At 61.7% G+C, this 20,291-nt stretch carries 16 protein-coding genes; 9 read left to right on the forward strand and 7 right to left on the reverse strand.

Annotation, left to right across the window (positions count from 1 at the left end):
• Positions 1 to 16: 16 nt before the first annotated feature.
• The 4 genes from ACTHQX_RS13990 to ACTHQX_RS14005 form a co-directional block, all read right to left on the reverse strand.
• Entirely contained in the window at positions 17 to 2,245 is a 2,229-nt protein-coding gene (locus ACTHQX_RS13990; RefSeq protein WP_440157836.1) for an alpha-galactosidase, read from the reverse strand.
• A gap of 91 nt (positions 2,246 to 2,336) precedes the next feature.
• Positions 2,337 to 3,683: an ABC transporter substrate-binding protein gene (locus ACTHQX_RS13995; protein ID WP_440157837.1), complete on the reverse strand. Its 1,347-nt coding sequence runs from the start codon at positions 3,681 to 3,683 to the stop codon at positions 2,337 to 2,339.
• A 74-nt stretch (positions 3,684 to 3,757) separates the two neighbouring features.
• Entirely contained in the window at positions 3,758 to 4,660 is a 903-nt protein-coding gene (locus ACTHQX_RS14000; RefSeq protein WP_236805301.1) for a carbohydrate ABC transporter permease, read from the reverse strand.
• 12 nt (positions 4,661 to 4,672) lie between these two features.
• Positions 4,673 to 5,617 carry a carbohydrate ABC transporter permease gene (locus ACTHQX_RS14005; RefSeq protein WP_440157905.1) on the reverse strand — a complete coding sequence of 315 codons (945 nt, stop codon included), beginning with the start codon at positions 5,615 to 5,617 and terminating at the stop codon, positions 4,673 to 4,675.
• 190 nt (positions 5,618 to 5,807) lie between these two features.
• On the opposite strand from ACTHQX_RS14005, the gene ACTHQX_RS14010 reads away from it, so the two are divergent.
• The 4 genes from ACTHQX_RS14010 to ACTHQX_RS14025 all read left to right on the forward strand — a co-directional run bounded on the left by ACTHQX_RS14010 (position 5,808) and on the right by ACTHQX_RS14025 (position 9,418).
• On the forward strand, positions 5,808 to 7,010 hold the full coding sequence (locus ACTHQX_RS14010) for a Gfo/Idh/MocA family protein (RefSeq protein ID WP_440157838.1): 1,203 nt from the start codon (positions 5,808 to 5,810) through the stop codon (positions 7,008 to 7,010).
• Between the two features lie 14 nt (positions 7,011 to 7,024).
• Positions 7,025 to 8,044 carry a LacI family DNA-binding transcriptional regulator gene (locus ACTHQX_RS14015; protein ID WP_440157839.1) on the forward strand — a complete coding sequence of 340 codons (1,020 nt, stop codon included), beginning with the start codon at positions 7,025 to 7,027 and terminating at the stop codon, positions 8,042 to 8,044.
• 564 nt (positions 8,045 to 8,608) lie between these two features.
• The gene (locus ACTHQX_RS14020) at positions 8,609 to 8,935 is read left to right on the forward strand and encodes a hypothetical protein (protein WP_440157840.1); all 327 of its coding nucleotides are present in this window, start codon (positions 8,609 to 8,611) and stop codon (positions 8,933 to 8,935) included.
• Positions 8,936 to 9,115: 180 nt separating this feature from the next.
• Entirely contained in the window at positions 9,116 to 9,418 is a 303-nt protein-coding gene (locus ACTHQX_RS14025; protein ID WP_440157906.1) for a DUF4193 domain-containing protein, read from the forward strand.
• Between the two features lie 958 nt (positions 9,419 to 10,376).
• Here ACTHQX_RS14025 and ACTHQX_RS14030 read toward each other — a convergent pair.
• Entirely contained in the window at positions 10,377 to 11,261 is an 885-nt protein-coding gene (locus tag ACTHQX_RS14030) for a lytic transglycosylase (protein WP_440157841.1), read from the reverse strand.
• Between the two features lie 1,192 nt (positions 11,262 to 12,453).
• Here ACTHQX_RS14030 and ACTHQX_RS14035 point away from each other — a divergent pair.
• From ACTHQX_RS14035 to ACTHQX_RS14045, 3 genes are all read left to right on the forward strand, one after another.
• On the forward strand, positions 12,454 to 12,669 hold the full coding sequence (locus ACTHQX_RS14035; protein ID WP_440157842.1) for a hypothetical protein: 216 nt from the start codon (positions 12,454 to 12,456) through the stop codon (positions 12,667 to 12,669).
• Positions 12,670 to 13,075: 406 nt separating this feature from the next.
• Complete coding sequence (locus ACTHQX_RS14040; protein ID WP_236805294.1) at positions 13,076 to 13,453, forward strand: hypothetical protein; 378 nt, start codon at positions 13,076 to 13,078, stop codon at positions 13,451 to 13,453.
• 10 nt (positions 13,454 to 13,463) lie between these two features.
• Complete coding sequence (locus ACTHQX_RS14045; RefSeq protein WP_440157843.1) at positions 13,464 to 13,931, forward strand: DUF4189 domain-containing protein; 468 nt, start codon at positions 13,464 to 13,466, stop codon at positions 13,929 to 13,931.
• Positions 13,932 to 14,249: 318 nt separating this feature from the next.
• Here the strand turns inward: ACTHQX_RS14045 and ACTHQX_RS14050 are convergent, their stop codons facing one another.
• Complete coding sequence (locus tag ACTHQX_RS14050) at positions 14,250 to 15,086, reverse strand: alpha/beta fold hydrolase (RefSeq protein ID WP_440157844.1); 837 nt, start codon at positions 15,084 to 15,086, stop codon at positions 14,250 to 14,252.
• 188 nt (positions 15,087 to 15,274) lie between these two features.
• Positions 15,275 to 15,934: a TetR/AcrR family transcriptional regulator gene (locus tag ACTHQX_RS14055; protein ID WP_440157845.1), complete on the reverse strand. Its 660-nt coding sequence runs from the start codon at positions 15,932 to 15,934 to the stop codon at positions 15,275 to 15,277.
• A gap of 545 nt (positions 15,935 to 16,479) precedes the next feature.
• On the opposite strand from ACTHQX_RS14055, the gene ACTHQX_RS14060 reads away from it, so the two are divergent.
• Entirely contained in the window at positions 16,480 to 17,673 is a 1,194-nt protein-coding gene (locus ACTHQX_RS14060; protein WP_440157846.1) for a S1C family serine protease, read from the forward strand.
• A gap of 604 nt (positions 17,674 to 18,277) precedes the next feature.
• On the forward strand, positions 18,278 to 18,979 hold the full coding sequence (locus ACTHQX_RS14065; protein ID WP_440157847.1) for a hypothetical protein: 702 nt from the start codon (positions 18,278 to 18,280) through the stop codon (positions 18,977 to 18,979).
• The last annotated feature ends 1,312 nt before the right edge of the window (positions 18,980 to 20,291 follow it).

Genomic DNA, 20,291 nt, shown 5'->3' on the forward strand with positions numbered 1-20,291 from the left:
TGGGTTTTGTGGACTGCTAGAGCGCCGTGAACTTCAGCACCAGGGCGTGTTCCGGATTCAGGACCGGCATGGGGAGGCCGATCTCGGCGAGGAAACTGCCGCTGGCTTCGGCGGCCGAGGCCAGCCATGCCGGCGGCTGGGCCTGCGTGAACGTGTGGGCGTAGTCGGCGTCACCGGGCGCCGGGTAAATTGCTTCCACCCGGTAGGTACGGCCGCCCTCCAGACCTGGAACGGTGATCCGTCCGGGCTGTTCGGCGAACGATGTCCGTGTGCTCACGAGAGCAAACAGCGCCGCTGTCGTACCGGCGGCAACGGTGCCGGCCGCGCCGGCTGAAACACTGCCTCCCGCTGGGGTGTCTGCGACAACGCCGTGCAGCATCAGCGACTCGTCGGGGACATCAGCGCGGACCATCTTGCCGCTGTGGATGAGCCCCCGGTGTTCCTTGTAAAGGCCGATGAAGCGCCTGAGCTCCTCACGTTCTGCTCCTTGCACCTGCCGGACGTCCCATTCCATGCCGAAGTGGCCAAAAAGGGCCGTGATGGCGCGGAAGGACAGGTCGTGGGTGCGGGCGGTGGTGTGGGATGTGGTGGGGCCGATGTGGCTCCCGACGAGCTCCGGCGGGACTACCAGGCCGGTCCAGCGCTGGATGATCTGGCGTTCCAGGGCGTCGTTGCAGTCCGACGCCCAGATCCGGTCCGTGCGCTCCAGGATTCCCAGGTCCACGCGGGCGCCGCCGGAGGAGCAGCTTTCAATTTCGACGCCGGGATGGGCTTTGCGGAGTTCCTCGAAGAGCCGGTAGGCGGCGAGGGTCTGCTGGTGGACCGAGGAGCGCCCGGTGTGGCCGTGCTCCAACTGGTCCCGGTTCTGGTCCCATTTGAGGTAGCTGATGTTGTTCTCGCGCAAAAGGGCGTCAATGCGCTCGTAAATGTACTGCCAGGCTGCGGGGTTGGCCAGATCGATGATGTGCTGGTGCCGCCATTCCAGGGGCAGGCGCCCGCCGTCCTTGTAGCTTTGAACCGAAGGTCCCACGATCCACTCCGGGTGAGCCCGGACAATGTCGGAGTCCAGGTTGACCATCTCCGGTTCCACCCAGAGGCCGAATTCCATCCCGCTCGAGGTCACGGCCTCGATCAGCGGCGTGAGCCCGTTGGGCCAGAGCGTCTCGTCCACGTACCAGTCGCCCAGGCCGGCGTGGTCATCGCGGCGTCCGCGGAACCAGCCGTCGTCCAGGACGAAGCGCTCCACGCCGAGCTCGGCAGCGGATCCGGCAAGCTCCATGAGCGTGTCGAGGTCGTGGTTGAAGTAGACGGCTTCCCAGGTGTTGAGGACCACAGGACGTGGCTTTCCGGAAGGCAGGCCCGTGGCAGCGGCCGGCAGGACATGGTGCGGCCGGGAACGGAACCAGCTGTAGAAGGCCTCGCTAATCCCGTCCAGGCCGCGGTCCGAGTAGGCTGCAAAGAGCGCAGGGGTGGTGTAGCTCTCACGGGGACCGAGGATGGCTTCAGCGGGGCCCAGCAGCTCCGAGCCGCCGATCATGGTGCGGCCGTCGGCCAGGGTATCCGCGAACTCTTCGTGGTTGCCGCTCCAGGCGAGGTGGGTTGCCCATACCCTGCCGTGGCGGTTGCCGAAACCGGCCGTGCCGGCAGCAAACAGCAGCGAGGAGTCGTGCCCGGTCCGCCCGTGGCGCCCGGTGCGGACCCAGGTTCCCTGCTGGACGGGGCGGCGCTGCGGGTGCCGTTCCCGGCACCAGCGTCCGGTGAGGTCCAGAAGCTCGACGGCGTCCGGAGCCACCGGCAGGACAGCGGCCAGCTCGTCGACCTGGAACGGCGACGTTCCGGTGTTGGTGACGGTGTGCCGCAGTTCCAGCAGCCCGCCGTCGTGCAGCGTGAGCGTGGACTCAACGGTGATACCGGCGTCCGCGTCCTCTTGGACGATGACAGCGGAGTTGCCGTTCACCGCCGTGTGCAGGGCGCGCAGGCGGACGGAGAAGTCCAGGCCCGAAACGCCGTCGGCAATCCGGTGGCCGCGCAGGGCCGGACGCCCGCGCCAGCTGGACGATGCCTGGGGCAGCAGGCCGGTGGGGACCGTGGCGTCGATCGCGGAGGGCGGGACGGCTTCGGTGAGGATGGCGAGGTCCGGCAGCCGGCTGTCAAGTTTGGCGCCCCAGTGGATGACCTCGGCCTCCCCGCTGCTGAAGCCGATTAGCAGGCTGGTGCCGGCGGTACGGAGGTGGAGGGGTTCCATGAATGCTGTCCTTTGCTTGGAAGTAAGGGGTGGGCTGCGCGCCGCGGGGAAGGAGAGGCGCCCGCGGCGCGCAAGCTGTGTGGCGGGTTGCCTACTTGAAGAGGGCGTTGACCTTCTCGTTGGCCTCGCTCAGGCTGCTGGCGTCCTTCTTGCCGGACAGAACAGCGTCCATGGCCGGTCCCATGAGTCCATCGACCTTTGCCGAGTTTTCGGTGATGGGGAGGAGGACTGTGGTGCCGTCCGTGACGTGGGTGGTGAACGCCGTAACGTCGATGCCCTTGGCCTTGAACGCTGCGGCGGCCTTCTCGGAAGAGGATGTGATCGCAGGGAAGACCACAGCCTTGGAGGCGACAACATCCTGGCAGGCCGGGGAGGCGAGGTACTCGACCCATTTCATCGATGCCACAGGGTATTTGGTGCCGGCGTAGATGGAGTCGCCCAGGCCGTTGAACATGCTGGCGCGCTTGCCATTGGGCCCCTTGGGGGTGGGGGCAATGCCCGTTTCAATGCCCTTGTAGCTGGTGTACTGGCCGATCATCCAGGATCCGTTGGTGTTGATGGCGGCCTTGCCGGCGCCGAAGGCGTCTGCCACGCTGGCGCCCACGGTGGTTTCCAGCTTGGGCATGTAGCCCTTGTCGGCCAGCCCCTTCCACCACTTGATGGTTTCCTGGAACCTGGGATCGTCGTAATTGAACTTGGTGCCCCACGGGTTCTTGTCGGTGTGGGTCCAGCCGGTGGTCGCTGTCAGGAAGCTCCACTGGGTCTGTCCCATGCCGGTGCCGGAATTTTCCAGGCCGAGCCCGTAGACGGCAACCTTGTTCTTGTCGAAGCCAGCCTCGTCGCCGCGCTTGCCGTTCTTGTCCACGGTCAGGTGGGCGATGGCCTTTTCGTAGTTGCCGCCGTCTTGCGGGTTCCAGTCAAGGTTGCCGAGCTGTTCCTCGGTGTACCCGGCGTCCTTGACGAGTTTCTTGTTGTAGAACATGGCGACGGTGTCCCAGTCCTTGGGCAGTCCGTAGCGCTTGCCGTCCTGACCCACCCAAAGATCAGCGAGGCCCTTGTTGTAGATGTCCAGTTTGACCCCGTCCTTGTTGACGGCGTCGTCGAGGGCCAGGAGCTGCTTCTTGGCGGCGAATTCCGGGTACTTGGACAGGTGGTCGGCGAAGACGTCCGGGGCGTTTCCGGCGACAAAGCCGTTGGTCAGGGTGGTCCAGTAGTCGCCCCAGCCGCGCTGGGTGATCTTGACCTTGATGTCGGGATTGGCCTTGGTGAAATCGGCGGCGCACTGTTTGTAGGCCGGGAGCTGGTTGGCGTCCCACATCCAGTAGTTGATGTCGCCCTTGGCCTCACCGGCGGTGGCGGAAGGGGATCCGCCCCCGCAGGCGGAGAGGGAGATGGCGATGGCTGCGGCGGCGGCGACGGCGCCCAGGGTTTTTTTCATGATTGACCTTTCGAAGAGGGCATGGGGTTGCCCGGAACGGAGTATGTACAGGGAAGTGCTTGGGGTTTGGCGGTCTACTTGATGCCGGAGAATCCGATGGAGTTGACCACTTTCTTACCGAAGGCGAGGAACAGGATGAGGATGGGCACCGCCGCAACGATGGTGGCCGCCATCAGTCCGGACCAGTCGGGAGCACCCTGTGGGGACTGGGACTTGAAAACGCTCAGGCCCACGGTGAGAACGCGGACGTTTTCGTCGTTGCCGACCAGCAGTGGCCAGAAGTATTCGTTCCATTGGCCGATGAACGTCAGCAGAGCGAGGGTTGCCAGAGGTGCGGCGGCGTTGGGCAGGACGATCTGGAAGAAGATGCGCAGGTGCTTGGCCCCGTCGAGCATGGCTGCCTCTTCCACTTCGCGGGACATGCTCAGGAAGAACTGGCGCAGGAAGAAGATGCCGAACGCGGACATGAACAGGAAGGGCAGTGTTAGCCCGGCGAACGTATTCAGCAGACCCAGGTTCTTTATGAGCAGGAAGTTGGGCAGGGCGGTGAAGATCCCCGGAATCATCATGGTTGCCAGGAACACGGAGAAGACCTTGTCCCGTCCGGGCCAGCGGAGCCGCGCGAACGCGTAGGCGGCAAGTGCGCTGAAAAAGACCTGGGCTGCGGTGGTCACGGTGGAAAAGAGTATGGAGTTGCGCAGGTACAGCCAGAAGTCGATGGCGGCACCGGAGCCGCCTTCGGCGATCGCCTCGTCTGTGGTCTGCATTCCGAAGACGCGCTTGAAGGCACCCCAGGAGAAGTCTGCCGGTAGGAGATTCGTTGAGTTGGAGGCCAGTGAGTGGTTGCTGGAGAGGGCTGTCCGGAGCATCCAGAGGAACGGGAGGATGGTGACGGCCAGTGCGATGGCGATGATGGCCCACGCGCCGATTCGGTGCCAGTTGAGGGGTTTGCGGGTGGTGAGTGTCTGGGTGGTCATGGCGGGGGTTCCTTAGTCCAGATCCGTTTCGTTGCCCTTGAGGAACTTCATTTGGATGAAGGCCACGAGTGCGAGGATCACGAAGAGAATGACGGACAGGGCTGAGGCGTACCCGAAGTCCGATTCGCCGAAGGCTTTTTGGTAGATGTACATCTGGATGACGCGGGTGGCGTTGACGGGGCCGCCGCCGGTGGTGACGGCGACGGTGTCGAAGACCTGGAATGAGCCGATGACGGTGACCACCAGGACCAGTGCCAGGACCGGGCGCAGGAGTGGCATGGTGATGGACCAGAAAGTCCTGGTGGGCGAGGCGCCGTCCAGGGAGGCCACTTCGTAGACATGGTGGGGGATGGCCTGGAGGCCGGCGAAGATGAGCAGGGCGGTGTAGCCCATGTGGCGCCAGACGTTGACGAAGGCGATGGTGGGGATGGCCCACTGTTCACTGCCGAAGAAGGCGATGCGTGGAAGTCCCATCCAGCTGATGATCTCGTTCACGATGCCGAGCTGGTAGTCGAGCATCCAGAACCACAACAGGGCAACGATGACATTGGCGACGAGGAACGGCAGCAGGAGGGCTCCGCGGATGAACGTGGATTTGGCCACCCGGTGCATCAGCAGCGCCAGGCCAAGGGCGATGACGGTCTGGAAGACGATGTTGATTGCGACGTACTGGATGGTCACCGCCATGGCGTTCCAGAACAGCTCGTCCGCGAAAATCGCTGTGTAGTTCGTGATTCCGATCCACTCGGGTTCGCCCAGCAGGCTGTATTCGGTGAAGCTCAGGTAGACGCCGCGGATGGTCGGGACCAGACAAAAAGCAACGAGGCCGATCATCGCCGGAAGGATGAACAGCAGCGCGATCCTGAGGTCACGCAGTTTCGTGATGCCGCGGGGTCGGGTTGAACGATGCGGCGCCTTATGCGCTGCGGTGGGTGGGTGCTTGGTAAGGGTGGTCATCATCGACCCTTCCTGAGTGTGTGATGTGACTAACAATTGGCAGCGAATCTACACGGGTAGAAGTCCAAGGGCAAGACTTTTCTGCTTAATCGCACTATTTTTTCGTACTTTCAGCGATACACGTTGACGCGTGTAGATCCCTTGCGCGAAGATGAGGCAAACAGCTGTATCGAGTTAGAGGAGAGAAACAATGACGTTTTCCATTGGAGTGGTGGGCGCCGGTCAGTTCGGTGGCCAGTTCGCGCACCTGTTCCATTTGCACCCGGGTGTAAGCGAAGTATTCGTCGTGGACGAGCGGCCGGAGCGGGCAGCCGAAGCGGTGGAACGCTACGGCCTGTCAGGTACCGTAGGCAGCTTCGAGGAGCTTCTGGAGTCAGCCGTCGACGCTGTGGCCATCTTCACCCAGCGGTGGACCCACGGCCCACTGGTGGAGCGGGCCCTCCGGGCCGGCAAGCACGTCTACTCGGCAGTTCCCATGGCGGTCTCCGAGGATGAAATTGCCCGCATCATCGAAGCGGTCCGGGAGACCGGCAACGTCTACATGATGGGGGAAACTAGCTATTACAACCCAGCCACCGTCTACGCCCGCGAGCAGCACGCGGCCGGAAAGTTCGGCAGGGTTTTCTACACCGAGGGCGACTACGTCCACGACATGGACCTCGGCTTTTATGACGCCTACCAGTACAGCGGCGGTGAGCGCTGGAAGGAAACCGCCAGCTATCCGCCAATGCTCTATCCGACGCATGCTATCGGTGGAGTCTTGGGCGCGATTCCCGCCCACGCTGTCAGCGTCAGCTGTGTGGGCGTGAAGGATGACCGGCAGGACGGCGTGTTCGATAAGGACATCAGCATGTTCGGGAACGATTTTTCGAACGCAACGGCGCTGTTTGAACTCAACGACGGCGGCGTGATGCGTACCAACGAAATGCGGCGGGTGGGTTACCCATCCCACCTTCGGGAGTCCCGGTTCAGGTTCTTTGGCACAGAGGCCAGCTTTGAACAGCTGGCCAAGGTCACGGTCTGGCAGGACAAGACCAATATCCACGACATTTCGGAGCAGGTGGAGTCCAGGCCCAGCATGGCCCTGGACGACCCATCACTGGCCAATGTGGCACCCGAACTCCGCGATGCCTTTGTCTCCGGCCTGGCGCCGGTCCACGACAGCAGTCGCCTTCCTGAGGAATTCAGCGGAGCGCCCAACGGACACGAAGGCAGCCACCACTTCCTCGTTGATGACTTCGTCACGGCGGTCAATAACCGTACACTTCCGCCGGTCAACGCATGGACCGCGGCGCGGTTCACCCTGCCGGGCATCGTGGCCCACGAGTCCGCCCGGCGCAACGGCGAACGCCTGCCCGTCCGGGACTTTGGCGATGCCCCGGCCTCACTCTAGCTAGCATGGACCTCATGACAACATCAGCAGTGCCCGCCCCGCGTACCCAAGTGACCCGCAAGGATGTCGCCAGGTTCGCCGGGGTGAGCACCGCTGTTGTCAGCTACGTCGTCAATAAAGGTCCCAAAAAGGTCGCCCCCGCCACAGAAGCCAAAGTGCAGGAGGCCATCCGCCTCCTGGGCTACCGGCCCAACGCCGCCGCCCGTGCGCTTAAGCTCGGCTCAACCGAGACGATCGGCCTCATCGTCCCGGACAACGGCAACCCCTTCTTCTCCCTGCTGGCCCGTGCCGTGGAGGACGCGGCAGCCAACCTCGGCTACGCCCTCCTGCTGACCAACTCCGACGGAAATCTCACCAAGGAACGCAGGAACGTCCGCAACCTCGCCGCCCGGCAGGTAGACGGCGTGATTCTGTCCAGCGTCCTGTTCGAGCCAGACCTCACCGAACTTGAAGCGGCAGAAATCCCAGCCGTGCTCCTGGACCACGATGCCGACATACCCGGTTTCAACAGCGTGGGCGTAGACCGGGTCGCAGCTGCAAAATCCGCAGTGGAGCACCTCATAAGCCACGGGCATACGAACATCGCCCTGGCAATGGGCATCAACGCCGGCAACTTTTCCGACGGACGTGAACAGGGCTGGCTGCAGGCCCTTACCGAGGCCGGGCTGCCCGAAGGCCCCATCGTCCGCAGCTTTTTCACGCGCGACGGCGGCTACACCGCAGGCCAACGCCTGCTGGCCGCCGCAAACAGGCCGACCGCGATTTTCGCTAGCTCGGACATGCAGGCCATTGGCATTCTCCGGGCGCTTCACGAAGCCGGCGTATCGGTGCCCGAGGACATAGCCCTGGCCGCATACGACGGCTCCGCGGAGGCTGAATACAGCTGGCCGTCGCTGACCACGGTAGAACAGCCCGCACAGGCCATGGCCGAAGCGGCCGTACGAGCACTTATCGGAGCCCGACGCGGGGAAAAACCGGAGCACCGGACCTTTCCCACGCACCTGCGCGTCCGGAACTCCTGCGGCTGCCACTAAAGGCGCAACCTCAGACGAAGGCATCCGACGAATTGCCGGGGTGCCGCCGGACCAATGAGCGACATGAAGGTGGGGCAGGCCTGAGCCAGAGATACGGCCGGCAGGCGTCGGGTGGTGCGACACCGCGAACGTCATACAGGATGGCGCGCCGGTCGCCTCCAACCTCCACGCACTTATGTACGTGCAGGACATTCATTCTGCGGCCTCTACGCAGGCTGCGGCCCTGACGAATTTCACGGTAGGCCGCTGGTCGTCCTGACAGTTGGCACGGGGGAGTCTGCTCGGGTGGTGCTTCGCAGGAAGCCCATCCCTCCCTGTCCCATCAGCCTGCATCGCGTCAACGACGGGGACACCCACGCGTCATTCATCACCGATCAGGAGGACGCGTCCGCGAACGTCCGCCGAATCCTCGGCGCTGACCATTTGCTTCATAGCTAGCTTCCTGCGGACGCCGCTCCTCCGAGGAGCCCAGAAAGGGTTAGGCAACCGTGACCCTCGGGGCGTTCCTCGGCGGCGCTGCACCCATTACTGTCAATGGACCATCGGGACGAAGTTAGAGGCACCATGACCATCGACATCGGGCTCATCCTCAGTCATGAGGACGAAGTGCACTTTGCAGCCCAGACCGAAGCTGTCACCGCAGCAATGCAGCAGGTGCGTAAACTGCACCCGGCATACAGCTGGGTGGGCACCGATGAGATTCGCTGCAGAGGATGCAATGCCGGCCTCGACATACCGTCCCTCGCCAGCACGAACGCCAACGCCGATAAGGCCTTTCGGGCGCACCAGACGGCCCAGGTCGACGCCGTGCTGGCCGCAGACGCGCATCATTCGACTCAATACTATTCGGCGAGTCATGATCCGATGCGGGACTTGAACCTGACCGGATGACCTATGGGCGCCCGGCGCGGTGTCCTGCTTTGGACACGAGGCGGAGGTTCCACCGGCGCTGCCTGTCTGGGCCGGCACGGCCTCACGGTCCTGGATACGGGAACAACGACGCATTGGTAGGCGTTGCAGTCTCGTCAGAAAAGAACATCAACGAAAACATCAGAAATGAGAATCACCCAAGTGGCAACCGATTACGACGAAGTCCGTTCCGACGTCAAGGAATCCCAGGACCGGTCGCTGGAGGCGTTGCAGTCTGCGAACGCTCCGGACGCCCGCAGTGTCGTCAAGGAACTGGACGAAGCCGATGCATTCGATGAAGGACTGACCCCCGGTGGAGAGATCGTCTCCGAGGAACTCATCGTCCAGGTCATTCCAGAGGCCGCGGATGAATTCACCTGCTATTCCTGCTTCCTGGCCCGGCACCGGTCCCAACTCGTGCGCGAGAGCAACGGCCATTCATACTGCATTGAGTGCGAAGGCTAAGGCCGCTCCCAGCGGAGTGCGGTGAAACTGGCGGAGGCAGTCAATCCTCCGGTGCCGACGCTGGCCGGCAGCGCCGTCGACCGCCCCGGCAGCACGGGCACAATCAAAGCGGACCAGAACCAAATGCACCGCGTCAGTTGCCTGTCGCGCGATCGCCCCAACATTCCAGAATGAAAGCGGCTGAAAATATGGGTTGACTTCAAAACCGGCGGGCCTGCCGCATTGGCCGCCTCTTTCTTTACGCGCTGCAAGAGAGGGGTACAAGCGGCTGGAGCCGGTGAGCAAGAAACAGTTTGCGGCGTCTTCAGCTTTCCACCGGGCATGGGGCAGCGCGGGCGGCTTGCCCTTGATGCCCCAGAAGACGTTCGGCTGTCAAGCATTGATGCGAGCCATCAGGGGATCTTGAGGAAGGATGTCTTGGAGTTCTACCTGGCGCAGCCAAAGCGAACTTTGATGACGAAGCCTCATCCTGGGGCACTCAAGGACCACTCGCTGTCGAGCTAGGTGAGGGCAGAACTGTGCTCGTCGACGGCAATCATCGCTGGGCTGCGGCCCCCATCAGAGATGAACCGTCATTCCTTGTTCAGACACTACGAGGGAAGCCAATCTCCTGACCCAGATTTTACGTGGCCCTTAGCGGGGCAGGGCACTCCCCTCGCCATTCTGCAACGCCGATAATCGATGTTCCGTCACCCTGAACGGGCGGCGCCGGGTCGGCCCAAGGGACAAGCTGGCGCAGCGCTATGCGGAAAGGCCGGCAACACCTGAGATTTACGAGAGCTGCGGTAAAGCGTCTTGTCGCGGGACAGTCGGAGAGCGAGCGAGGGTACCCCCAGCCAGATCACCGCCGCCGTCGAAGGGCCGGTAGAACTGCGGCCAAACGTGATCTGCCGGGCGGGGGTAGCCCGGGCTTCACCAGGACGTACGGCGCCGGTGTCTGGGTCATTCGATTATCGGGTCAGCGGAATCTCCTCTCGTGATTCAGTACCGAGGCGACGTAGGCACGGGTGTCCCTGTACATGCCGCGGGTCATGACGGACCGCTGTCCCTGGTAATAGGAAGCGATCGCGATTCGCAGGTTCGGGCTGGTCCAAATCAAAACCCGGATGATGGCCACCCCGGCGGTGATATTGTCCTGGGCGTTGCGCAGGTTCAGGGGCCGGCCGACGAGCTGGGACGCCCAGACACCCGAGCTCGGCATGATCTGCATGGTGCCAATTGCACCTGCCCAGGAGGTGACGTTCTGCCGGAAGCTGGACTCCTGCAGGGCGATGGCCAAGGCCAGGGACGGCCTGACACCCATCCGGCGGGCCGTGTTTGCAACCATGGACTTCAGCTGCGCAACACTCGGGTTCGTTGCCGGGGCCCATCCCCGACCCGACCGGCTGATGATGATCCGCTGACCCGGGTAAATGACGGTGCGAATGTTCATCCGGTTGACCGCAAGGATTGTCCTGAGGCTGATCCCATACCTCGCCGCGATTCCGCTGAGGGTTTCTCCGCGCCTCACAATGTGAATTGCGGATCGAGCCGCGGTGCCGATCCGGATCCGGATCCTCTGGCCCGGATAGATGATAGTGCGCATGTTCATTCGGTTGATGGCGAGGATGGTCCTCAAGCTGACGCCGTGGCGGGCGGCGATTCCGCTGAGGGTGTCACCTCGTCTGACGACATAGACGCCGGCTGCCGCTGCCCTTAGCGGCGCCTGGACTTGGATCGGTGCCTGGATTTGCGATGGTGTGGCTGGTTGCGCGGCTGGGCCGCTGAACAGGGTGGAAAGGACGGCCGCGGAGACTGCTCCCGCGGTCAGAGTGGCGCGGGTGCGCCGGGGGGCGTTATTCATGGGTTTTCTTCTCACAGGTGGTGGCTGCTGCCCGCCAGGCATTGGCTTTTGGGCGCGGCAAAGCCAGGCCGCACCGAAGGTGTGCGGAACCGTCGACTTTGACTTCGGTCCTCGGGACCGGACGCTCACCCGAAGGACAACCGCACCACCCGCGTGCTGGCTCCTAATTGGGCGCAACCCCCTGCTGCACATACCGTCCGCATGGATGAGATCGGAGCCCCTCTTCCGGAAGGGCGCGGCCGGCACGGCTCACTTGGAAAGATGCAGTTGTGGGCACACCAAAGGGCACGGAAAGTCCACTGCAAGGAGCGGTCGGACAGAAACGCCAGCGGTGCTGCCAGATTGCCACCGGATGGGTCAGGTAATCGCCATCAGGGGCGGGGTGAGGATCAGAGGCCGGACCGATTGCGTTTCCATCCCGGCCTATGAGCGATTTTATCCCCACCTGCCGGGTCTGCACCGGGCCGATCCCGGCCAATCGCTTACCCTGGGCCCGCGTTTTCCTTGTCCTCCGCACTCGCGGCGGAGGGTCTAACTACGAGTGGCTGTTGCCGCGATCTCGACGATGTCGGGCCCCGCATACTGGCGGGGTCGGGTGATTGCGGGGCGCTGCTTATGGTAATGCCGAATTAGTCTTTTGCGGGCAATGAAGGCGTCCGTTCCAGGGACGGTGTACTGTACGAGCCCATCTTCGGGGGCGAAAATGATCCCCTTTTCGATGAGGCGGGGGCGCTGGCTGGTGAGGGAGCTGTGGTCCTTCCCGAGGCGCCCCCGCTCAGGTCTGCCGTAGCCGAGGGGCCTTCATCGTCCTGGCTCATCGCGCGCAGACAGTGCCGCTCGGCAAGTGTGGCCCGTTGCCAGCGTGCGACGAACCCGTGGTCCAGGTCGGCTGTTCCGGGCTCTACGGCAAGCCGGGCATCACCGACCGTGATCACCTTCTCGGACGCTGTCTCCCAAGGGGGTGCGCCCGTAGGCCTGCAGAAAGTAGGCCTAACCGCCGGCATCGTCCAGCACGATCTCCAGGGCCTGGCCCTCGAGAACGGCTGGACTGCGATCATTGCAGGCGCGGCTTCCTCCTGCACGCCTTTGCGCTGTTCGCCACGCACCCCGGAACCCCGGCCCCGGTAGCTCCCACCGAGACGCTGGTCGAGGCAGGGCCCTACCGGTTCGTACGCAACCCCAGTACCTGGCGGTGCTCACCATCATCCTGGGCCAGACCCTCCTGTTCGGCAGCTGGCCGCTCGCGCTCTACGCCGTGATCGTCTTCATTGCCGTCGCCGCGTTCGTGAAGGGCTACGGGGAATCAACCCTTACCAGCACCTACGGAGAGCAATACCTCAACTACCGCCGGAACGTGCCAGGCTGGCGGCCGCGGCTCAAACCGGGGAGGGGCCTTGGTCTCATGTAAGCAACGGGGCCCGATAGACTGTTTTCCGCGATCGAGACGCGGAAGTTAACGTGATATCCCCTATCCCCGTTCGGTTGCTGACGCCGGTTGCGGTGCTGTGAGAGAGACACCCTGATGTCCGCTCGGCAGCGTACTCCGCGGCCCTTGGCTGGAATTGATTGGAAAAAGCAGGTTACCACCTACCAACAAACATTGACTTCCCGTAAACGCATTAAATAGGTCTTGATTTCTATGGTCGGCAGGTCCATGATACGCAGCAGAACCCCAAGTATCCGCGGGTTCAGCGCGCTTTCCATCCTGTGCCGCAACGGACGTATTCATGGAAAGCCCACACCGAGATTATAGGGAAATCCAATTCCCTATAATGACATTGGCGGGGCTGGTGCCGCGTCACAAACATCGTTCTGTGAACCTGTACCAGGGCGTGGTTGCCCTTGGTTTTGAGAAAAGGCAAACAATAGCGGCGTCTTATTCTCCTCCGGATTCACATCTAAAAGGTGGTTTCGGAAAAGAACGCGCCCTGTTGTGGGTGGCAAATGACGCAGCAGGTCGCTGGACCTTGGGGAAAATGCCGCCGGAAGAGACGCCGAAGCGGCAGACCAGACGCAGCGACCTTCATGCCCAGTCGGCCCGCAATCCGGTCCAGCCATTGAATGTGCTCGAAAAAGTTATCGGTCCCGAAGGGAAGGCTCGCCTGACACTGGCCGTTCCCGGGTCACCAGACCTGGCTCACTTCACCCAGCCACACCTTCATGAAGACCCCCGCCACCAAGTGCAGGGGTAAAGGATTCACCATGAAAACAAGTCCCGGACGCCGTCGTCCACTCGCCATCGTAATCCTCCTCATGGCCTTTCTGTTCTCCGGCAGCGGTCTGACGGCCGCGGCTTCGCCCCTGGCAACGCCCGCTCAGTCCACTGTGCAGGCTAAGGCCGCCGCCGCAGACCGCTACGTCTCCTTCGCTTTCTACCCCGGCAACTTCGCGGGGTGGCAGGCCTTTGCATCTTCGGGTGAGGAAGCACGCAACATCGCACTGGACCAATGCAACCGCAATCAATCGGAGGGCAAATACAACTGTATCTCCACCGGTTACGCCCATAACGCGTACCTCGCAGTCGCGGTTTCAAAGCCGTACGGAGCTTGGGGTTCTAATGCCAACACTTCGGCAACCTACGCCGGCCAGTGGGCGCTTTACTACTGCCAGAAGTATGGAGGTGGCAACGACTGCCGCGTAATCTATAACCGGCACTCCAGCGAGGGATAGCCCTCGCCAGGCTCCGGAACGCGCAAACCCGGAACCGCCGCCTGCTGCAGCATGCGCTGGAAACAGCAGGACGACACCCAAGCAGGCTCCCGCGGCGAATCCTCAAAGGGAATTCCCGACCCGCGGGGGCCTCTCGCCTGGCAGTTTTTGGAACGCCGATAATCGAGATTCCGTTAACTAAACCGGCACAGTATCCCGTAGGGAGATTTAGTGCATGCCATAGGGGTGGCCAGGCGAGGCAGCTCGGCGTGGCGTACACACTGGGTGGCCAGGTGGGAAGAAGGCTGCAAGTTGAACGTGCTGGGCCCGTGGCGCCCGTCAGGAGCGGGTACCGAGGTAGTGCAGAATCGCCCGGGCCGTTTCCTCCGGCGCGCTGACGTGGGGGCAGTGGCCGGTGGCCTGAAGCTGCACCAGGGTGCTGTGTTCCAGATTCTTGTGCAGGTAGGTGCCCACTTCCGGCGGGGCAAGCCGATCGTCGGAGCACTGCAGAATGAGGCAGCTGGTGCGCATCTTTTTCAGTTCAGGGCGGGTGTCAGAAAAGAAAGTTACCCCAGCGAAGTGCCGTGCGATTGACGGATCTGTCCGGCAAAAGCTGACGCGCAGGTCCTCCGCTAAGTCCGGCTCCTGCAGGTTGCCCATAACCACGGGCGCCAAGGCCGCGGCCCAGGCAAAATAGTCGCTGTCCAGAGATGCCAGCAGGGCCTCGATGTCTTCCCGTGAAAACCCGCCCACGTAGCCGTCGTACGGGTCATCCGTATGCCGGGGTGAAGGAGCAAGCAGGACCAGATGGGAGAAACGGTTGGGGTCCTGCACGGCGGCGATCACCGCGAACATGGTGCTGACACTGTGGCCCACGAGGATGACGTCCTCGAGTTCAAGGGCGGCGCAAATCTCCAACATGTCGGCCGCGTACCCATCTAGGGACCTGTACTTCTCCCAGTCATAGGCGCTGATGTCGGAGTGTCCGGCACCCACATGATCAAACAGCACCAACCGGTAATCATCAACGAAATAGGGCACCAGCTTCCGCCACATACCCTGATCACAGCCAAAACCGTGGGCAAACATCACTACCTGCCCATCAGCCCGGCCAGAGAGGGTGACATTGTTCCGACGGATAACCGCCGCAGCTGCCTCACTTGATGCCTTGACCATACCCTCACTCCCGTCTGGATGAGTTTTAGGCCCGCCTTGAAGTAAGTCATTTTTGGGAACCCTGTTCGCGGTGGATGCGCTTCGGGGCACCGACGAGATCTCCGGGTACAGGAGGTTCCTTCTCATCATCGGAACTCATGAGGCTCATCCTAGCCCGCATGCACAGGTAAGTCGGGACTGCGGGCCTGTCAGGGCAAGCTGCGGCGGTGGCGCGCGATGATGATCCCCGCCATGTCCTTGGCCAGGCTGGCCGCCTGCTGGTCCCCTTCCATGGCCGAAATGATGGAGCCCTTCAACAGGAGGTGCCATGCCCGGGCGAACAGCTCAGAGTGCTCCAGGCCGGCGTCCTCGGCCACGGCCTGGACGTGCCCGCGGATCCTGGCCAGATATGTGACGCTCGCCTGGCCCAGCGGATGGTCGGGGCCCATTTCCATGAGGACCTTGATCAGCATGTTGGTTTTATAGCCGCCGTCCCCGAGCCGGTCGGCGAAAACGTCGAAGATGACAAGCAACTCCTCTTCCGGGGTAGCACTGCGGCGCTGAGCTTCGACAACGATTTCGCTGAACCAGATTTGGTCCCGAAGGGCCAGAACTGCCAGGACAAGATCGTCCTTTGAGGGGAAGTGCCGGTAGAACGTCGACTTGGCAACTTCGGATGACTCGATCAGTTCGTTGACGCCGACATCCCGGATACTCCGCCGGGAGAAAAGCTCGTATGCGGTGCTCAGGATGCGTTCCCTGGTATCGGCGCCAGCCGACGAGTGCTGGCTCGGATCTGCAAAGCCGCGCCGGGCATCCGCGCCGGTCCATGAGGCAGACGTGCCAGGTTCGCGTGCTGAATTAGCCATTGGAATCCCCCAAAAATAGGCACCATTTCGACGGGCGCCGGCAAATGCCGGGTCCTCTCCTCTATTGAAGCCCGGCGAAACGCCGTGCCCCTCGCAGACAATAGAACTTACTCGATGGCTACGCTGGTCGCTGCCTCTCCAATGTTGCCGCGCTGTGCGACCGAGACGGCGATTTTGCTCCGGAAAACCCATTAGTGATGTCAGGACAAAATCACCTCACGGCAACAGACACCTACAAAATTCAAGCTCCGGAACGCAGAACCTGGTTTTCCCGGTGTTACGCTGTCATCGCTGGGGTACTTGAGTCAGGATAAGTGGCAGCCGATTCGAACAATGGAAAGGTCCCGCAATTTAGCTCCTTGCTAGAAACAGCACTTCGTGCCGCTTTCACAACTTAAGAATAACCTTGCGGGGCAGCAGGCAGGCGTGACCCACAATCACGACTGACAAGGGTGCCCCGTTCCTTCAGGACCGGGAGGCAATTGATGAGCACTAAGCGGAGTCCTATCGGGCGTTGTGCGATTGCGGCAGTTATGAGCCTTTGTATGTCGACCACGGGCTGCACAAATCTGCCTGACCCCCCGCCCCCACCTGATTCATCGCCCAGTCTGTCTACACCAGCGCCGGCGCCTACGCCCGTTCCAAGCCAGAGCACTACCCCCAGTGAGAGCCCCGCCCAGAGCCCGACTGCAAGCACGGAAGCTGTTCCCAAGAGCTGGCCCGAGGTGGTTACCCAGGTGCAATCGGGCGTGGGGCAGTTCAGCGTCACAACATGTGAGAACAGTTTCACGGGCACGGGATTTCTCGTTGGTCCTGATCTGGTCGTTACCGCCGCACACATGGTACGGGACGCTTCCGCCATAAGCATTTCGTTTGGTCGAACCTCCGTCAATGCCACGACTCTCGGCGTGAATGAACTAGCTGATTTAGCGCTTGTGAGAACCGAGACTCCTGTTCAAGGCCATCAGTTTCAGTTCAGAACGACTGCACCGCCAATAGGGACGGATGTCGCGGCCCTAGGATTTCCCTTAGGGCGGCCATTCACCTTGACGCGAGGGACAGTGAGTGCTTTGAACGCGGAACAGAAAATTGGAAATCGAATCCTCAGTAACCTGATTCAAACTGACGCCGCTATCAACCACGGGAACAGCGGTGGACCGCTAATTACCCAAGATGGTGAGGTTTCAGGTGTTGTTGTCACTATCGAATTCGACCAAGATGTCCGGGCCGAAGGGATCGCCTACGCGGTGACTGCACCGCGAGCTGCTGTGGCCGTTCAGGAATGGGAGGCACGATCGGTGCCGGTAAGGCTCAAAGAATGCGGCAACGCCCCGGCACCAGGGTCAGGATTCTTCCCGCTGACGGTCTTGGCCAGCCACGATCAAGCGCGCAACATCGGACAGAGCCTCTTACTTCATGGCCAGGGCATCAACCAAGGGGCCTACCCCGCTGCATTCAAGCAATTCACCCCCGAACTTCAAGCAAGTTTCGGTGACTCAGTTGCGTGGAGTGCCGACCTCGGATCCTCGTACTGGCGAAAGGCCGAAATCGTTGACGTCACCGGAAGCGGCGATACCCTTTCCGCAGATGTAAACCTACAAACCAGCCAGGATGCTGCGCACGGCAGAAACGGCCAAACGTGCTCAAGCTGGAAAATCCGCTACGCCATGCATTGGAACGGAAGCGCTTGGCTCATAGCCGGTACGTCACTGCCCTCCGGAGAACCGACTGCCTGCTGATAACAGCGCGCTGCGCAGCAGCGGCGCCGTAACTGACCACATCGAGGGCGGCCGCTTACCGCAAATTGCCGGGGCCCCGGTTCCTCGAATGGCTACGTCACAGCAGCTGCTGGGAAGCCGAAGGACCAATCTCGGCTAGCCCTGTGCTACCGCGCATTCGCTTCGGGACCGAGCCAAGGCTATTAATAGATGCGCGATTCCCTCGTCTCACGACGCGTACTCTGAACGTCGATAACCGGCGTTCCGTCAACCTGTTTGTCCCGACAGCGGTTGCAATCAAAGGCACATGGCCGAGGCGCTCTCGTGCCTGGTCGCTGCAGCACCCTGACCATTCCGCATCGGCCTATATGTCTCGTCCTCCCGGACGTGGAACTTCTAAGGCAATTTCCATGGAAGGCCTCAGATTCTCCTCAGGTATATCGGGGATGATCGAGTAACTCTCCGCTGGATGAACCCGCCAGCATCGACCAGCGGGATGGACAGTCGGTTCGGGCACGACAATCCCCAGTGGCTGCTCGCTCCAGGGTGTCCAACACTTGCATACCTCCAGCTGGCTGCTGCGTGATTCCGTCTAATAACAGCCGAGGGTTGAAGGGAGATAACCGTGATTCTTCAAACCGAAAGCATTGTAGAGGAACCAGGTGAAATCACTCGCATTGCCGTCCATATCAGTATGCATCAGCCCGAGTGGAATAGCATTGGTGAGTTTTTGTTAGAGGCTCGGGAAGGGTGCTCAGGGTATGCAGTACACGAATTAGGGGAACATGATCTTCTCCTCGCATTCGACACTCGTCGAACGCAGCCACGAAATTTGTCAACCAGACTACAAGAATTACAGTCCATGACGACCCCTCTCATTTACACTCTGACTCAGATGATTCAGGACCCCATAGCAGGCTTTATGGGACCAGTGGGCTATCCAGTATCTGCCGAGGTTCACGCTGCCCTCCTAGAGCAAGAACTCATCGTAATCCGCCTTGTTGACCTATCACTTCTCCAAGGAGACTTTGCGGCTGCTGGCACGCCGATCAGCATGCAGCCGGTGGAGTGCGATGAAGGCTATGAACTGGCTGCTGTGGTTGCCGGATTGGAGCGGTTCCGTTTCGCGCCAAGAATGGTCGAGCAACTACTTGCGCACCCTGTCCCGTTGTCTCTTTCCTTGGAGTCTCTCATTGCAGTGGTCAACCAGGTTCTTTCACAAGCCGAAGATGGTGGAGATGAAATGCTAAATAAAGCAGATAGGGCCCACTCGGCTGGTGAAAACGAACCAGTTTGCTCTGGAGTACGAGCCTGTGACCTTCATTGATGTCTGCATTGTCCCCAGTGTCGACGCCAACGGCCGGGTCCACTTTGCCGGGACCGACTCCAACTGCAGGTGCGTTAGCTTTACCGTGCCTTAGCATGAAACCCAGGCCAACGCGGGCCTGCACAACTGGGGGGAGTGCGTCATAGCGGAAATCAACGCAGTGTTAGCCCGACTAACAGCAGCGGAACTGATGAGATTCAGGCGCTCGGGCCCAAGGGGCATCTCGGCCGTCACCTCATCGACGCTCTTGACCGGGCCGCCGGAGGTCCAGATGCTGGGAGGGGCCTCTATGTGCTGGGCGGCACAGTCAACGACAATGGTGGGCAATTCCACATTCTCCGTAACGACATCAGCGACCGAATCTTCAATACTCGGACAGCCCAAAACTAGCTGGCGTCCAAGGCCTTTGTGTTCAGGGCATCGGCACCGACCGCGCGCACATGGGCAACAGGACCCGCAGGCCACTTCGGGGTAACAAGGCAGGCCTCCGGCAAAGCCGGTCCCGGCGTCCTCAGCTTGATGAAATATGCGCTTTCAGCGTTCGCGGCGCTCGAGTCACGGCGAACGTAAGAACACCCAGCCGCCAGCTTGAGGTGAAGGCCCAAGCCGACGATCTCCCGCCAGCGAGCTACAGTCTCGTACCTGATAACTCCCGCTGACAAACGGAACCGTGTTGGCAAAAATCTTCAGCCCACCCGCATGCAGCGTTTGTTCAGAAGTCGCGAATAGCTCGAGATCGCATAAGCGTAGTCGTGCAACAGTGCTCTGCACACTACCGGGGAGCCTCCCGGGTAGGCTCACCGCTAGTGCAGGGCGCCAGCAGCCAGCGGGGGAATCGCTTGTCAGCTGCTGGCTGGCCAAGTTCACCCGGCCCGGTCGGGGCCTAGGAGGTCGGGCTCCAGTCGCGGTCGTTGACGAATTCGGCCGGGCGGAAGTCAACAAAGTTGGCGCCGTCCAGGCCCAGTCCGGCTGCGGCGCGCTGGAGGTTGGTGGTTGTCTCCACGGATGCCCAGTTGTCAACCCGAACCCGGCTGCAGAGAAGGCTGTGATTTTGCCGGCGGGAGGTCCTTCGCCGAGCTCATCGGGGAGGCCAAACATGTCATCGCCGATTCCGGCTAGGAATCCGGGCGTGGCCCTTCGGGAGATGACAGCCCCCCGTGTGCCCGGGCGATCCCCTTTGGCTGCGCTCAACATCACCGTCTTGCCGATACCCCTGAACCCAGTGATGATGGTCAAAAGCCCCGGTGCCCCTGCGCGACCGACCAGTGTTGGCGGTGTGGCTCCCGCTGTGGGCTTGAACGGGTTCTGCACG

Source organism: Arthrobacter sp. SAFR-023 (assembly GCF_051965295.1).
Taxonomy (GTDB): Bacteria; Actinomycetota; Actinomycetes; order Actinomycetales; family Micrococcaceae; genus Arthrobacter.

Excerpts from the sequence above, each read along its gene's own strand:
- ACTHQX_RS13990 (WP_440157836.1), bottom strand. The coding sequence starts at position 2,245 with ATGGAACCCCTCCACCTCCGTACCGCCGGCACCAGCCTGCTAATCGGC.
- ACTHQX_RS13995 (WP_440157837.1), bottom strand. The coding sequence starts at position 3,683 with ATGAAAAAAACCCTGGGCGCCGTCGCCGCCGCCGCAGCCATCGCCATC.
- ACTHQX_RS14000 (WP_236805301.1), bottom strand. The coding sequence starts at position 4,660 with ATGACCACCCAGACACTCACCACCCGCAAACCCCTCAACTGGCACCGA.
- ACTHQX_RS14005 (WP_440157905.1), bottom strand. The coding sequence starts at position 5,617 with ATGACCACCCTTACCAAGCACCCACCCACCGCAGCGCATAAGGCGCCG.
- ACTHQX_RS14010 (WP_440157838.1), top strand. The coding sequence starts at position 5,808 with ATGACGTTTTCCATTGGAGTGGTGGGCGCCGGTCAGTTCGGTGGCCAG.
- ACTHQX_RS14015 (WP_440157839.1), top strand. The coding sequence starts at position 7,025 with ATGACAACATCAGCAGTGCCCGCCCCGCGTACCCAAGTGACCCGCAAG.
- ACTHQX_RS14020 (WP_440157840.1), top strand. The coding sequence starts at position 8,609 with ATGACCATCGACATCGGGCTCATCCTCAGTCATGAGGACGAAGTGCAC.
- ACTHQX_RS14030 (WP_440157841.1), bottom strand. The coding sequence starts at position 11,261 with ATGAATAACGCCCCCCGGCGCACCCGCGCCACTCTGACCGCGGGAGCA.
- ACTHQX_RS14045 (WP_440157843.1), top strand. The coding sequence starts at position 13,464 with ATGAAAACAAGTCCCGGACGCCGTCGTCCACTCGCCATCGTAATCCTC.
- ACTHQX_RS14050 (WP_440157844.1), bottom strand. The coding sequence starts at position 15,086 with ATGGTCAAGGCATCAAGTGAGGCAGCTGCGGCGGTTATCCGTCGGAAC.
- ACTHQX_RS14055 (WP_440157845.1), bottom strand. The coding sequence starts at position 15,934 with ATGGCTAATTCAGCACGCGAACCTGGCACGTCTGCCTCATGGACCGGC.
- ACTHQX_RS14060 (WP_440157846.1), top strand. The coding sequence starts at position 16,480 with ATGTCGACCACGGGCTGCACAAATCTGCCTGACCCCCCGCCCCCACCT.